The following is a 14410-nucleotide window of genomic DNA, read 5'->3' as shown; positions in this document are numbered from 1 at the left end:
TCCAATCAATCAAGCGGCAATTCAATGGTAAAGACCGCACCCTTAACGTCACCATCGACAGTCCGATTCTTTGCGGTCAGTTCCCCGTTATGGGCCGACATGATCCGTTTGGAAATCGACAAGCCAAGCCCGGAATGCTGGCCAAACTTTTCGGTCGATGGGCGTTCGGTATAAAAGCGGTTAAAGATCGCTTCTTCTTTGCCCGGTTGAATCCCCGGACCATCATCTTCGACGGTGATAATCGCCTGATTTTTATCGCGCCATGCCCGAACACGGACTTCGCCGCCTTCCGGGGTAAAGGTGATCGCGTTTGAAATCAGGTTTCTAAACACTTGGGTCAGACGGCTTTCAAGGGCCGGGACCACCAGATTTTCAGGAACCGAGACCTTAACCCGCGGACCATCCGGATTGGCGTTATAAAGTTCGCCGATCGTTTGAAGCAACGGACGCAGATCAACCTGTTCAGATTCTGTGCGCGACAGTTCCGCATCCATACGCGAATAATCGGAAATATCACTGATCAACCGATCAAGGCGCTGCACGTCTTCGGCGATGATTTCCATCAGTCGGCGTTGGCGTTCGGGATCTTTAAGGCGGGTGGCGGTTTCCACCGCACTGCGCAACGACGTCAGCGGGTTTTTAATTTCGTGGGCAACATCGGCCGCAAACCGTTCAATCGCATCCATACGATCCCAAAGCGTTTCGGTCATGTCACGCAAGGTCGTTGAAAGGTCGCCAATTTCGTCATTGCGATCAGACAAATCGGGAATGGCGAACTGGCGGTTTTTGCTGCGCCGGACCCGTTCGGCAGCCCGGGCCAAACGATTAAGCGGGCGCGTAATTACCCCTGCCAAATAGATCGACAGCAAAACCGTGATGCCAAAGGCAAAGACAAAGATTTTCAGAATATCAAGCCGCACCGCATGAAGGGCGGTTTCAATCGTATCACCGCTTTTGGTCATCATCACAGATGCCAAAACCTGTTTGAACCGGGCCACAGGTACGGATACCGACAAGACCCGGCGCCCTTGACCATCCACACGGACAACGCCGCGCGAATATCCCGCAAGAGCCGCCCGGACTTCGGGGTAATCGGCCGCACTGGCAACCGGCGGATCAACATACAGCGGAAGCGGCTGATCACCCTCAAACAGGGCCAGCAAACCGTCAGTCAAATTGCGCATAACTTCGGCGAAAAAGTCGTCGTCGCCAGGGGCGGGAAGTTCTTCGGCCTGAATGGCCCCGGCCCCAAACGTCTTGATATTGCGACTATCGGCAATCAGATTGCCATTCACCGCAAAAAGGCGCGTGCGTGCGCCCGTAATACCAACCAAACGACGCACCATTTCGCGCGCCACTTCAAGCTTGACCCGATTGGTGGCATCATCCCCGGAGCTGACCGCTGACGTCGAAAGCGCAGCGGCATACATTTCCGCCTGAACCGCCATGGCTTCCAGTTCGGAATGGATCAATTCCTGCTTATAACGGCCAAGATACAAAATCCCGGCAACAAGCACGAACAACGCCAACGCATTCACAGCCAGAATGCGCCATGTCAGCGGGGAAAAAAGCCCATGACGTTCTTCTATACGTGCTGTGCGCGTTTCGTGCTGGACCGTTGTTTGGTCGTTATCGTCGGCGGCAAAGTCGCTCATTCAAACCCGCAAATTCAGCCGGGCCGGATCAAAATCCGGCCCGAAAAACGTGGTGTCAGCCCGCTACTGTGGCTGTGTCACGATACCGATATCCCACACCGTACAAGGTTTCGATTTCCTTGAACTCGTCATCGGTTTCGCGGAACTTCTTGCGCAGGCGTTTGATGTGACTGTCAATCGTACGGTCATCAACATAGATATGTTCGCCATATGCCGCATCAATCAGCTGGTCACGGTTTTTCACGTGGCCCGGATGCTTTGCCAGCGCCTGAATAAGCAGGAATTCGGTCACCGTCAGGTTCACGTGCAAGCCTTTCCAGCTGCACATATGGCGCGACGGATCCAGAACCAGATCGCCGCGCTGGACAACATCGTCCGACCCGTTCGGGCGTACGCCACCCGCACGCATGATTTCCGAACGGCGCAACAAGGTGCGAATACGTTCAATCAGCAAACGCTGGGAAAACGGCTTTTTGATATAATCATCCGCGCCCAGACGAAGACCGGTCAATTCATCGACCTCGTCATCTTTGGATGTCAGGAAAATCACCGGCATCTGCGTTTTCTTACGCAAATGGGTCAGAAGCTCCAATCCATCCATACGCGGCATTTTGATATCAAGGACCGCCAGATCGGGCTCTTCTTTGGTCAGGGCATGTAACGCCTCGGATCCATCAGAATATGTAAGAACCTCATATCCTTCTTCTTCCAACGCCATCGATACAGACGTCAGGATATTCCGGTCGTCATCTACAAGTGCGATCTTACTCACCTGAACCTCATCCCTTGGACAGATAAAATTTGCTCGAAATTCTCATGATTATACAATTTACATTCTAATGTGGCGAAAAAATAACCGCATTAGACATAAATAAGGCTACGTATTTCGTAAATTTTGCACGCAACACGCATACTTGTATCAGTTGACTTTCCTAAGCGGGGACAAATAACAATCCATCACGCAATATTGTCTGAAATTGCCCATATGGCCCCGCCAACCGATCTGCAACGCCCCAAAAGCATAAATGATCCCAAACCCGCCTGGAGGCATCCATTTTTTACTGGTTAAGCAATTATAGCCGCATAACGCTCAGCCTGGCCGGGGTGATGATTGCCGGGCTTTTCGTGTGGCTTGCGGTGAGCTCGACCGGCAATCTGACAATCAGTGAACTGGAAAAAACCGCACAGGCCCGCCTTGCGCTTTATGACAGCTCGTTGCGCGCGGCCATCGACCGGTATCGCTATTTGCCTTACGTCGTGTCGCGCCACCATCAGGTGATTGATGCGGTTTCGGGGCTGGGAAATGCCAATACGGCCGACCGTTATCTACAACAGGTCAATGAACGGTCCGGCGCGGCGGCACTTTATGTTTTGGATCGATCTGGCAAAACCATCGCATCAAGCAACTGGAACACCCCAGATAGTTTTGTCGGCGAAGATTACAGTTTCCGCCCCTATTTCAAGCAATCCATTACCGGCGCCGAAGGATTCTTTTTTGGGATTGGAGTGACAACCGGGCGATCCGGCCTGTTCATTTCCACACCGATCCGACGCAACGGTCCGATTGATGGCCAGATCATTGGCGTCGTCGTCGTAAAGCTTGAACTCGATGAACTGGAACGAAACTGGCAAGACGGCGGCGAAGTTGTATTTGTTGCCGATGCGGATGGTGTGATCACCATGACCAGTCGTTCGGACTGGAAATATCGCACCTTGTTGCCGCTTTCGGCCCAAAACCGCGAACGGATTGTCCGCAACCGGCAATATTCCGACGAAAAACTGCAAAGCTTAGACATCGGTGGGCAAATTGCCGACGGTAGCGGCACCCTTGCCATCGGATCAGACAAATTCCTTTATGACGTCAAAAAAATAGACGGCAGCGATTGGCGCATTTTCTTTCTGACCCCGATGAATGAGGTCACCGCCCGACAAGGCATGGTGATGTTAATCACCGTCATTGTTTCCGGATTGATCCTGTTGATCATTCTGTTTTTGCGTGAACGTGAATTGAAACTGGCCTCCCAACGCGAAGCATTGGAATTCGAACGCATTCAGGCGCTTAATACCCGGCTTGAGGAAGAAATCACCGAACGCCGCAAAACCGAAAACGAATTACGCGGCACCCAGAACGAGTTGGTTCAGGCGGGAAAACTGGCCGCACTGGGGCAAATGTCGGCCGCCATCGCCCATGAAATCAACCAACCGATCGCCGCCATCCGTACATTTTGTGCCAGCGCCAAGCTTATGATCGAACGCGGCAAGACAGAGCAGCTTGATCAAAATATTTCGCAAATTTCGTCTTTGACCGAACGCATGGGCGCGATCACAGGTCAGCTCAAAACATTTTCGCGCAAATCGACCGGTGTTCTGGAACCGGTCGACCTTAAAGTCGCCCTTGATAACGCCCTGCAGCTTTTGGGGCCGCAGCTGGATGCTGAAAACTGCCAGCTTGAACGCAATCAACCGAACAGCCCGCTTTGCGTTCAGGCCGATTTGGTGCGGATCGAGCAAATCTGCGTCAATATTATCCGCAATGCCCTTGATGCGATGATCGACAGCCCCGAAAAACGCATTCGGATCGACCTGACATCAGACATTGATACCGTAATCATGCGCATTTCCGATACAGGGCCGGGCATGAGCGATGATGCATTGGCCCTGTTGTTTGATCCATTTTTCACCACCAAGGAACCGGGCCAAGGTGTCGGCTTGGGGCTTTCGGTCACATATGGCATTGTGCGCGACTTCGGCGGCAGCATAAAAGCCTATAACGCACCATCGGGCGGGGCATGCTTTGAAGTCCGCCTGCCATTGCTTAGGGATTAAGGATCAGACATCGTGACGATCGATCAAACATCTTCGACCGCCAGCAGAGCGCACATCATCATTGTTGATGACGATGAAGCCATGCGCGTTTCACTGGCACAATGGTTGGAACTGTCTGATTTTGACGTCACGGTTTATTCCGATGCCCGTGATGCATTGGGTGACATAACGCCCGATTTTGCCGGCGTGATTTTGACCGATGTGAAAATGCCCAAAATGGATGGCATTACCTTTACCAAATCGGTTCTAACATGTGATCGCGATATCCCGGTGATCATCATGACCGGGCATGGTGATGTGCCCATGGCGGTCGATGCAATGAAAAGTGGCGCCTACGATTTTGTCGAAAAACCGTTCGAGCCCAAAGACATCGTCGAAAGCATCATTCGCGCGATTGAAAAGCGCAAGCTCGTCATCGAAAACCGGGATTTGCGGCGTCAGATTGCCAATATTTCCAGTCTCAGCAATCTTGATGGTCGCCTGATCGGCAATAGCATCCCGATGCGGGCCCTTAAGCAAGAAATCGCCAACATCGCCGGGACCGAGGTGCCGGTTCTTGTCGCTGGTGAAACCGGAACCGGCAAGGAACTGGTCGCGCGCGCCATTCACGATCTAAGCCAACGGCGTGATGAAAAATTCGTCGCGGTCAATTGTGCCGCCATCCCGGAAAGCACCGCCGAAAGCGAATTGTTCGGCCACGAAAAGGGTGCCTTCACTGGCGCCACGGGGCAGCGTATTGGCTGGATCGAAAACGCCAATAAGGGCACGCTGTTTTTAGACGAAATATCAAGCATGCCCTTGGCACTTCAGGCCAAATTGCTGCGCGTCATTGAACAGCGCGAAGTCGTGCGGGTTGGATCGAACGCACCAGTCAAAGTCAATTTTCGTCTGATTTGTGCGACCAACGAAAACCTGGTCGATGCTGTTTCTGCGCGCACCTTCCGCGAGGATTTGCTGTTTCGGATCAATACGTTTGAACTGCCCATCGCACCTTTGCGCGATCGTACGGACGACATCACCCTTTTGTTTGATATTTTCGCCGAACGCGCCGCCGAACGGTTTGAACGTCCCTATGACCGGCCCAGCCCGGCCTTGTTCGGTCAACTGACAAAACATGAATGGCCGGGCAATGTCCGCGAATTAAAAAATCTTGCCGAACGCTATGTGCTGCTGGTCGGCGCGCCAGAAGAAAGATTTCAGCGCCTGTTTAAGGGCGGCTTTGAGCCCCAAGGATCAGTATCAAACGCCCTTGCCCTGGCAGATCAGGTTAAACATTTCGAAGAACGCCTGATTCGGGATGCGCTGGATCGCCATAACGGCAACGTTAAATCCGTGATGGAAGAACTCGATATTCCACGGCGGACACTGAACGAGAAAATGAAGAAACTAAACATCCGCCGCGACCAAACTGCGTAGGCGACCGAATCCGATACGATTAAGCCCCCCAAAAGCCCCTGCGCGCAAACGAATGCACGCAACACATAAGCGGAAATCCGCCGACTAAACCGGCAGCATCGGCAACTATCCGCTTATTCGCAATGCGGCACTTTATTAAACAATTGAATTTAAAAGATAAATTTTAATTCTGTTCTTTGGCATACACATTGCACATTCGAGTACCAAAATGATAAAATGAAAAAAAACAAAGGGAGAAGAATGGCAACACGTCCAATTTGGACGCTGCGCTTTTTGGCTATTGTTCATTTCATTTTCCAAAAGATTTCACCGATTGCCCGGTTAAGAACGGCGATACAGCCGGTTTTCTGGGATCGATCGGAATGCTGCGGCACTTTGTGCACAAATCGCAGGATTTTTCGATTTTACGATTGAAATCCAAAAATAACAGGCCTTTCAAAAGGGCCGATTTTGAACCCAAAGATCCATCATTTGACGATGATCTTTTGTCCGTAACGACGAAACGCGTGTTTAATAAGGGAGGACTACCATGAAGCTACGTAATCTGCTTTCAGCAGCAGCCGCAGCCATGATTCTCGCCGCTGCACCCGCATCGGCCCAACAGCTTTCCATCGCAACCGGCGGCACCGGCGGCACCTATTACCCGTACGGTGGTGGCCTTGCCGAACTGATCACCAAATATGTAGACGGTTCAACCGCCGTTGCCGAAGTCACCGGCGCATCTGTTGAAAACATGGGTCTGATTTCCCGTGGCGACAGTGACATTGCTATTGGTCTTGCTGACACCGTCTATGCCGGTTTCAAAGGCACTGGCAAATTCGAAGGCCGCACCCTTGATAACGTGCGCGCACTGGCATCGATCTATCCGAACGCCGTTCAGATCGTGACCATGGCCGACAGCGGCATCAACAGCCTTGCCGACCTTAAAGGCAAGCGCGTCTCTGTTGGTGCACCGGGTTCGGGCACCGAAGTTTCGGCCAAAACCGTCCTTGAAGCCAATGGCATCTCTTATGACGACATCGAAGAACAGCGCCTGAACTTCAACGAAACGGCAGATGCCCTGCGTGATGGCGACATCGATGCCGGCTTCTGGAGCGTTGGCCCACCGACCAGCTCGATCCTTAACCTTGCAACCACCCGCGATATCAAGCTGATCGGCTTGACCGACGAGGAAATCGTTGCGTCGCTTGATGCCGAACCGACCTTCGCACCTTATGCGCTGCGCAAAGGCATCTATGAAGGCGTGGAAGCACCGGTTAACACCGTATCGACCCCGAACGTTCTGTTCGTGAATGCCGAAATGGACGACGAACTGGCTTATCAGATCACCAAAGCCCTGTTTGAGCATGTTGATGAACTGATCGCCATTCACCCGGCAGCCAACGATACCACCGTTGACTTCGCGCTGAACTCCACCCCGATTCCGATGCATCCGGGTGCGCTTCGTTTCTACGAAGAAACCGGTTCACCGATTCCGCCTAAGCTTTATCCATGATTTCGCTAAATTGGGGGCGGCCAGCATTGGCCGCCCTTACCATTCTTCTGTCGGCCTGTGCGGGCCCGTCCCGCCACGTCGAAACCATTCCGGGCACCGTAAACGACCAGCTTAAGGTCATTGCGGATGACGGAACCGTTTTGGCCCAAACATCCATTCCCCGCCAAACCGGCTGGTGCCTTTATTGGAATCACTCGGTCACCGGCGATGGGGTCATTGACTGTTATGTCGATGATCTGGGGAAAATGGTTCTTCACCGTGCCTATCAACCCGATTTTGCCGCAGGTCTTGGCCATTATCCGGGGCGTGGAATCCTGACCAGTGCCAAAGGTGGTGGCTATTGGATTGAGGATATCGACGAACCTGTGCCGGGCAATGCCTATGCCCTGCGTGTCGGCAGTCTTGCTGTCGACCATCGCATCGTCACAACCGATGGTGACGAAATATATCTTTCAAAGATGGCTGAACACACCCGTGTCACCATCCGCCTTGATACCGGGGAATAAGTTTCATGTCTGAACCGGCACCACTGCCATCCATGGCCAACAGACTGCCACAGCCGAAATTTGTTGTGATGACAATTTCTGTTGTTGCGATCGCACTGTCTCTTTTCCAGATGTATGCCGCGGGGATTGAACCGCTGGGCCTGTTTTATCAGCGCAGCATCCATCTGGCGTTCATCATGTTCATGACCTTCTTGATGTTCCCCGCCTTTGGCGGCGACAAGAAACGCGGCGTGCTGGGCTGGATTATTGATATCGCCTTTTTGGCGGGTGCCTTTACCACCGGCTTTTATCTGTCATTCTTCCTTGATGCGATTTTCAACCGCGCCGGATTCTGGAGCGAAACCGACCTGATCATCGGCATCATCGCCACCGTCACCGTGCTGGAGGCAAGCCGCCGTGCGGTTGGCCTTGGCATGACCGTTATTGGCATTGTCGCCATTGTCTATGCCCTGTCGGGGCCGCGCGGTTCGTTGCCATGGGTTGGCGAATGGTTGCCTGGTATTTTGGCGCACCGTGGGGCGGATGTTGACCGCCTTGTCGGGCAGCTTTACCTCGGCCAGGAAGGCATTTACGGCCTGCCGATGGGGGTTGCAGCGACCTATATCTTCATGTTCGTGCTGTTTGGCGCGTTCCTTGAAGTCACTGGTGCGGGTAAATTCTTTATCGATATGGCCTATGCCGCCACGGGCAAAAAGCCCGGTGGCCCGGCAAAGGCCGCTGTTTTGGCATCGGCTGGCATGGGGTCAATCAGTGGGTCGGCCATTGCCAACGTTGTGACCACGGGTGCCTTTACCATTCCGCTGATGAAACGCCTTGGTTATCGCCCGGCACAGGCCGGCGGGATTGAGGCCGCGGCATCAACGGGTGGGCAAATCACCCCGCCGCTGATGGGCGCTGGTGCGTTCCTGATTTCGGAATATACCCAGGTGCCGTATCTCGACATCGTGATGGTATCGATTTTCCCGGCCATCTTGTATCTCGGCACGGTCTATCTGTTTGTCCACATTGTTGCGCTTAAGAACGGTATGCGCGGCATGCCGGTCGAAGAACTTCCAGATTGGAAACAGGTCCTTAAAGAAGGCTGGCAGTTTATCTTGCCGCTTGGGGTTTTGATTTACCTGTTGGTGATCAACATCTCGCCCATGCGTGTTGGGTTCTGGGCAATCATTTCCGTCATGGCGGTTGCCGCCCTTCGCTATGCAATTTGGTTCTTCTTTATCGCGCCCCAAAAAGGCGAACCGCGCAACCATGATGCCCTGAAAGCAGCGATTGTTAAGGGCATTCAAATCACCCTTGCCGCCCTTGAACTTGGTGCCAAAAACGCGGTTGCGGTCAGCATGGCCTGTGCGGTTGCCGGCATCATCGTCGGCGTTGTGGGTCTGACGGGTCTTGGCCTGAAATTCTCATCGATGATGATTGCGTTTTCAGGTGGCCACATTGTTCTGGCACTGGTTCTGGTTCTGATTGCCAGCTTGATCCTTGGTATGGGTTTGCCGGTTACGGCATCCTATATCGTTCTGATCGTTCTGGTTGGTCCGGCTTTGTCGAACGAATTTGGCATTCCGCTTCTGATCGCGCATCTGGTCGTGTTCTGGTATTCGCAGGATAGTAACGTGACACCGCCCATTGCGCTGGCGGGCTTTGCGGGGGCTGCCATCGCCAACGCCAATCCCATGGAAACCAGTTTCCAGGCGTGGAAATTTGCCAAGGGCCTGTATCTTATTCCGGCATTCATGGTGTTTAACCCGGAAATCATCGAAGGCGGATCCATCCAGATCGTGCTTTGGACCGGTTTCACCGCCATCTTGTGCCTTGTTGCTTTTGCTTCCGCACTTGAAGGTTACTTGTTTGCCCATATGGACATCATTTCACGCATTGTGATTGTTCCGGCCACCATTGGTGTCTTCTGGCCTGATCTTCGGGCTGAGATTGCCGGGACGATTGTCCTTCTGGTGGTTCTTGGTCTGAACTGGTGGAAAGGCAAAAAGAACGGCCCAACACCGGCCGTCGCCACAAGTTAGGGCCACCTAAAGCCATCTTCCAAAATGCCCGCAAGTTTGATGCTTGCGGGCATTTTTCGTTTCAGGCACAAGCCCTACCCAACCGGGCACTAGACAGGTCGATTTTCGACCCATAGTATTCCTCATACTATTTAACGTCACCTCAAACCGTCTGCTAGAATCCTCATGCAATTCATCTTTCTGCTTCGCCAAGCCCCACGGCAACTAGCCTTTGGCGCGCTGCACAGCTTCGGATCATCGTTCGGGCAGACCTTTTTGATCGCGCTTTTCGTGCCGTTCATTTCGGCAAGCTTGGCCTTAAACGAAACCGAGTTTGCCAATATCTATGCCGGTATCACGATTGCCAGTGCGCTGTGTTTGCCTGTGGTTGGGCGCTGGATCGATAAGGTCGACATTCTGTCTTACAGTGTTGCGAGCATGGTCTTGCTTGCAATTGGCTGTGCGATGATTGCGTTTGCGCCAAATGTCTGGATGCTGATTGCAGCCTTGTTTGTCCTGCGTCTTGCCGGTCAGGGTTTAATGAGCCATGTCAGCATGACCGGGATTGCGCGCTATTTTGATCGCCATCGCGGACGCGCCCTTGCGATTGCCAGTTTCGGCTTTCCCTTGGCCGAGGCGGTTTTACCCGCCACCCTTCTGGCCCTGATCGCGCTTGTTGGCTGGCGATATACCTATGGGGTGGCTGGCGCGTTTATTATTATCATTATGGTCCCGCTTGCGATTTGGTTGATCCGATCAGACAAACGGTTTCGCGATGCCCCCTCCAAAACCGAACCCGCCAATGCCGCCCCCAAGCAAACGGCCGATGACACCGACGCGGCAGACAGCACTGCCTCGGATTCGGCGGGCCACAGCAGCCATCCACGTCTGTTTCGATCGCTCTATATCTGGTTTTGTATGCCCATGCTGGCCGCACAGCCGATGGTGATGACGGCCCTGTTTTTCCATCAAGGGGCAATTGCCAGTCACAAGGGCATTGATCTTGGCTGGTTTGCTGCCGGGTTTACCGTCTTTGCCATCACATCCGTACTTGGCGCCTTTGGCAGCGGGCCCTTGATTGACAGATATTCCGCCCGTCGTCTTTTCCCATGGCATTTAGTCCCGGTGATGGTCGGGGTTTTGTTGCTAACACTGGGCAATCATCCGGTGATGATTTTGCTTTATATGGGATTGGTCGGCATCACGACCGGATTTGCCACAACGCTTCGCACCGCCATTATCCCGGAACTTGTCCCCATGGATGAAATCGGTGCGGTGCGCAGCAATATGACCTCGGTCATGGTGCTGGCATCGGCAATTGGTCCGGCGATATATGGCTGGATGTTTGCCGCCAACATACCGATTGAGGTCATGCTGGGACTGACCATTGCCGGTCTTGGCATCATTACGGTGTTGTCGTGGATCTCTGAACGCCCGGGCTTTTACGAGCCACCCGGCGTCACCAGCCCGACGCGGTCATAAACCACGAACGTTCGCCAGATCGCCAGATCGCCAGATCGCCAGTCATCATAAGTGACGCAACGTCTGAAGCGTGGACAAAAAAATGGCCCGGATCACAAAAGTGACCGGGCCAGTCGGGAAAACAGCGTCAAATAGGGAGGAAGACGCTAGATAGTAAAAGTAGATCAGCTTGCGGGAGCACCTCTTGGGGAGGAAATCAATCGGCGCTCAACCGTGACAAGCTGATTAGGCAGCACCACCAACGGTGCCTGCCGGATGCTTCGAACCCGAAACCTGATCCGACCCTTTGAACAGGTTACGGAAGAAGTTACCGACGAACTCAGCGCGGAGCTGCTGACCTTTACGTACGCCAGCTTCGATTTCGGTGGCTGAGATGTAACGGGTGGTGATTTCTTCGTAAGTGGCCATGATGACCTCCTGATAATTCGGTTTGTGCGACGACCCCGTCGCTTTCGATGAACCCAATCTAATTTCCTTTACGGCGAAAGAGAATTCCCTCAATATGCACATTACTTGTGAAAGAACGTCATAAATAGGATCGTCGAGATATGGATCGCGCTGCTGAAATGGAAATCTTTGTCCATGCTGTCGAAGAGGGGAGCTTTTCGGCTGCAGCCCGGACAATGCGCTTGTCGCCGTCAGCTGTTTCAAAATACATATCGCGCCTTGAAGACCGCCTTGGTGCGCGTCTGTTGATGCGCACCACCCGTCAGCTTAGCCTGACAGAAGAAGGCCGCGCCTTTTACGAACGTGCGCGCACGATCCTGACTGAGATCGAAGAAGCCGAAGAAGTCGTAACCCAGCTTTATGCCGCCCCGCGCGGCACCTTGCGGATTAATGCCTCGGTCGCGTTTACGAAAATGCAGGTCGTACCGCTGATCCCGGAATTTCTGGCGCGCTATCCCGATGTGCGCATTGAATTGACGCTTGATGATAAATTCACCGATCTTGTCAACGATGGCTATGACCTTGCCATTCGTCTGTCCGCGCTCGAGGATTCATCGCTGATTGCGCGTAAATATGCGGTCAACCGCCGCATGATCGTCGCATCGCCGGAATATCTCGAAAAGAACGGTATTCCGCGCAAGCCTCAGGAACTTGAAAACCACAACTGTTTGCATCTGTCATCGCGCGAAAGCTTCAATGACTGGCATTTCGAAACCCCGGATGGCCATGTATCGTTCAGGGCTCAGGGCTCCTTCTCTGCCAATGACGGTGACGTGCTCCACGAGGCGGTTGTCGCCGGTCTCGGCATGGCGCGTTTGGCCGAATATCTGGTGCATGAAGACATTCGCGCCGGGCGTCTGACGCCGGTTTTGACCGAATATGTCCATGATCAGGCGTGGATTTCGGCGGTGTATCCGCATAAACGCCACCTGTCGCCCAAGGTCCGTGCCTTTGTCGACTTCCTGGCCGAGAAATTCACCCCGGTCCCACCGTGGGAGCTTGGCTTCCGCGATGCGCGTGCCGTTCGCCGCAACAGTGACGGCACCACCGATACATCCACAACCGTCCACGATGTCGACAAATAGCGGGAAGGTTAAAGTCCTAAAACGTCAGCGCTTGCTGATAGGCGCTAAAATCAAAGCGAAACTGCAATTCCGAGGATTGGCTTAGATCATCAAGAATGCGGCTTTCCCCGGTTCGGGCAAAGCCGCATTTTTCGTAAAAACGATGGCCGGCTTCAAAGCGCGTATCGGTCCACAGCATCACGGTTTCACAATCGGGATGGGTCTGCCCCAGCCATGCCAACGCCTTGGCCAGCAGTTGTTGCGCCATGCCTTGCCCGCGTGCAAAGGGATGCAGATAGACCTTGTGCAATTCGGCCTCGTTGGCGCTGGCATCATACTTAACACCGAAACAGCCCATAACCCGGTCTGTCGCATCCACCGCCACCCAGATCCGGCCATCATCGGATTTGAAATCATCGGCAATCGCATCGAGTTCGGGAAATTCGCCCGCACGGTCAAACAAACAGCCCGGATAATCGGCAAAGACCAGCGCAATCAGATCGGCGATGCCATCGCCATCGCGGTTAAAGGCGGGCCGGATCGTCAAATCACCGACCGTATCTGTCGCAATATGCGTCGCAGTTTTTGCCATCAGCCGAGCTTGACCCCCTTTGCCAGCTTGTCATAGCCACGCAACACCGCATCGGCATCCATCACCGCCTTGCCGGGGCGCTGAATGCGGGTCGGGCGCAGCGCACCAGTGCCACAACCAATCGTCAGCGTGTCATCCAGAATTTCGCCGACCGGGCCGGATTGGTCTATCACCTCGGCGGCCTGCACCTTGATGCGTTCCTTGCCCAGTTCAAAATAGGCCCCCGGCCACGGCGTAAAGGCGCGAATTTTACGTTCAAGCGCGGCGGCATCCTCATTGAAATCAAGTTTGGCCTCTGCGCGTTCCAACTTTGCGGCATAGGTCACGCCGTCTTCGGGTTGCTTCACCGGGGTCAAGTCGCCGCTTTGCAGTTTTGCCAGTGCATCGACAATCATGGTTCCGCCAAGGGCAGCCAAATCATCATGCAGGCCATTGGCATACGTTTCCGCCGTAATCGGAATTTCCCCCACCGACAGCATATCGCCGGTATCAAGGCCGACATCCATCTGCATGATGGTCACACCCGTCGCCGCATCGCCGGCCAAAATCGCCCGCTGGATCGGGGCCGCACCGCGCCACCGCGGCAAAAGCGACGCGTGAATGTTCAAGCAGCCATATTTGGGCGCATCCAAAATCGCCTTTGGCAGGATCAGGCCATAGGCCGCGACCACCGCCACATCAAGATCAAGGTCGGCAAAGTCCTGCTTGGCTTCGTCGGATTTCAATGAAACCGGCGTTCTAACTTCGATCCCCTGTTCCTGCGCCCAGGCATGCACCGGGGTTGGCGTTTCCTTTTGCCCGCGGCCAGACGGACGTGGCGGCTGTGAATAGACACAGACAACGTCATGCCCGCTTGCAACCAGATCCTTTAACGCCACAAGGGCAAAATCCGGGGTTCCCATAAAGGCAATGCGCAGTTTGGTCATG

At 53.8% G+C, this 14410-nt stretch carries 12 protein-coding genes; 7 read left to right on the top strand and 5 right to left on the bottom strand.

What is annotated here, in order from left to right:
* Nucleotides 1-5: 5 nt before the first annotated feature.
* Both HCZ99_RS05260 and HCZ99_RS05255 read right to left on the bottom strand, forming a co-directional pair.
* Nucleotides 6-1655 (bottom strand): stimulus-sensing domain-containing protein, encoded by a 1650-nt coding sequence (locus HCZ99_RS05260; RefSeq protein WP_254869433.1) that lies wholly within the window; start codon nt 1653-1655, stop codon nt 6-8.
* A 55-nt stretch (nt 1656-1710) separates the two neighbouring features.
* Nucleotides 1711-2427 carry a response regulator transcription factor gene (locus tag HCZ99_RS05255; RefSeq protein ID WP_167445836.1) on the bottom strand — a complete coding sequence of 239 codons (717 nt, stop codon included), beginning with the start codon at nt 2425-2427 and terminating at the stop codon, nt 1711-1713.
* A 335-nt stretch (nt 2428-2762) separates the two neighbouring features.
* Between HCZ99_RS05255 and HCZ99_RS05250 the strand changes: the two genes are divergently transcribed.
* The 6 genes from HCZ99_RS05250 to HCZ99_RS05225 all read left to right on the top strand — a co-directional run bounded on the left by HCZ99_RS05250 (nt 2763) and on the right by HCZ99_RS05225 (nt 11380).
* Nucleotides 2763-4481 carry an ATP-binding protein gene (locus HCZ99_RS05250; RefSeq protein ID WP_167445835.1) on the top strand — a complete coding sequence of 573 codons (1719 nt, stop codon included), beginning with the start codon at nt 2763-2765 and terminating at the stop codon, nt 4479-4481.
* Between the two features lie 12 nt (nt 4482-4493).
* Nucleotides 4494-5897 carry a sigma-54-dependent transcriptional regulator gene (locus tag HCZ99_RS05245; protein ID WP_368484230.1) on the top strand — a complete coding sequence of 468 codons (1404 nt, stop codon included), beginning with the start codon at nt 4494-4496 and terminating at the stop codon, nt 5895-5897.
* Between the two features lie 529 nt (nt 5898-6426).
* Nucleotides 6427-7392, top strand: coding sequence for a TAXI family TRAP transporter solute-binding subunit (locus HCZ99_RS05240; RefSeq protein WP_167445834.1), 966 nt, complete (start codon nt 6427-6429; stop codon nt 7390-7392).
* A complete protein-coding gene (locus tag HCZ99_RS05235; RefSeq protein WP_167445833.1) occupies nt 7389-7898 on the top strand; it encodes a DUF1850 domain-containing protein in 510 nt (169 codons plus the stop codon). Before HCZ99_RS05240 ends, HCZ99_RS05235 begins: the two co-directional genes overlap by 4 nt.
* 5 nt (nt 7899-7903) lie before the next feature.
* A complete protein-coding gene (locus tag HCZ99_RS05230; RefSeq protein WP_167445832.1) occupies nt 7904-9919 on the top strand; it encodes a TRAP transporter permease in 2016 nt (671 codons plus the stop codon).
* A 165-nt stretch (nt 9920-10084) separates the two neighbouring features.
* A complete protein-coding gene (locus tag HCZ99_RS05225; protein ID WP_167445831.1) occupies nt 10085-11380 on the top strand; it encodes an MFS transporter in 1296 nt (431 codons plus the stop codon).
* Nucleotides 11381-11605: 225 nt separating this feature from the next.
* Here the strand turns inward: HCZ99_RS05225 and HCZ99_RS05220 are convergent, their stop codons facing one another.
* Entirely contained in the window at nt 11606-11788 is a 183-nt protein-coding gene (locus tag HCZ99_RS05220; RefSeq protein ID WP_167445830.1) for a hypothetical protein, read from the bottom strand.
* Nucleotides 11789-11928: 140 nt separating this feature from the next.
* Between HCZ99_RS05220 and HCZ99_RS05215 the strand changes: the two genes are divergently transcribed.
* A complete protein-coding gene (locus HCZ99_RS05215) occupies nt 11929-12912 on the top strand; it encodes a LysR family transcriptional regulator (RefSeq protein ID WP_167445829.1) in 984 nt (327 codons plus the stop codon).
* A gap of 16 nt (nt 12913-12928) precedes the next feature.
* On the opposite strand, the gene HCZ99_RS05210 is transcribed toward HCZ99_RS05215, so the two are convergent.
* Nucleotides 12929-13483, bottom strand: a complete 555-nt coding sequence (locus HCZ99_RS05210; RefSeq protein ID WP_167445828.1) for a GNAT family N-acetyltransferase — start codon at nt 13481-13483, stop codon at nt 12929-12931.
* On the bottom strand, nt 13483-14409 hold the full coding sequence (fmt, locus tag HCZ99_RS05205; RefSeq protein WP_167445827.1) for a methionyl-tRNA formyltransferase: 927 nt from the start codon (nt 14407-14409) through the stop codon (nt 13483-13485). The genes HCZ99_RS05210 and fmt overlap by 1 nt, the downstream gene beginning before the upstream one ends.
* Nucleotide 14410: the final 1 nt, after the last annotated feature.

Source organism: Thalassospira lucentensis, assembly GCF_011806425.1.
Lineage (GTDB): Bacteria > Pseudomonadota > Alphaproteobacteria > Rhodospirillales > Thalassospiraceae > Thalassospira > Thalassospira lucentensis_B.
The sequence above is the reverse complement of the archived record's forward strand: the minus strand, read 5'-3'. Positions and strand labels throughout refer to the sequence as shown.

What these genes read in the sequence shown, in the direction of transcription:
- HCZ99_RS05240 (WP_167445834.1), top strand. Translation starts at nt 6,427, where the DNA reads ATGAAGCTACGTAATCTGCTTTCAGCAGCAGCCGCAGCCATGATTCTC.
- HCZ99_RS05250 (WP_167445835.1), top strand. Translation starts at nt 2,763, where the DNA reads ATGATTGCCGGGCTTTTCGTGTGGCTTGCGGTGAGCTCGACCGGCAAT.
- HCZ99_RS05230 (WP_167445832.1), top strand. Translation starts at nt 7,904, where the DNA reads ATGTCTGAACCGGCACCACTGCCATCCATGGCCAACAGACTGCCACAG.
- HCZ99_RS05260 (WP_254869433.1), bottom strand. Translation starts at nt 1,655, where the DNA reads ATGAGCGACTTTGCCGCCGACGATAACGACCAAACAACGGTCCAGCAC.
- HCZ99_RS05235 (WP_167445833.1), top strand. Translation starts at nt 7,389, where the DNA reads ATGATTTCGCTAAATTGGGGGCGGCCAGCATTGGCCGCCCTTACCATT.
- HCZ99_RS05215 (WP_167445829.1), top strand. Translation starts at nt 11,929, where the DNA reads ATGGATCGCGCTGCTGAAATGGAAATCTTTGTCCATGCTGTCGAAGAG.
- fmt (WP_167445827.1), bottom strand. Translation starts at nt 14,409, where the DNA reads ATGACCAAACTGCGCATTGCCTTTATGGGAACCCCGGATTTTGCCCTT.
- HCZ99_RS05210 (WP_167445828.1), bottom strand. Translation starts at nt 13,483, where the DNA reads ATGGCAAAAACTGCGACGCATATTGCGACAGATACGGTCGGTGATTTG.
- HCZ99_RS05225 (WP_167445831.1), top strand. Translation starts at nt 10,085, where the DNA reads ATGCAATTCATCTTTCTGCTTCGCCAAGCCCCACGGCAACTAGCCTTT.
- HCZ99_RS05220 (WP_167445830.1), bottom strand. Translation starts at nt 11,788, where the DNA reads ATGGCCACTTACGAAGAAATCACCACCCGTTACATCTCAGCCACCGAA.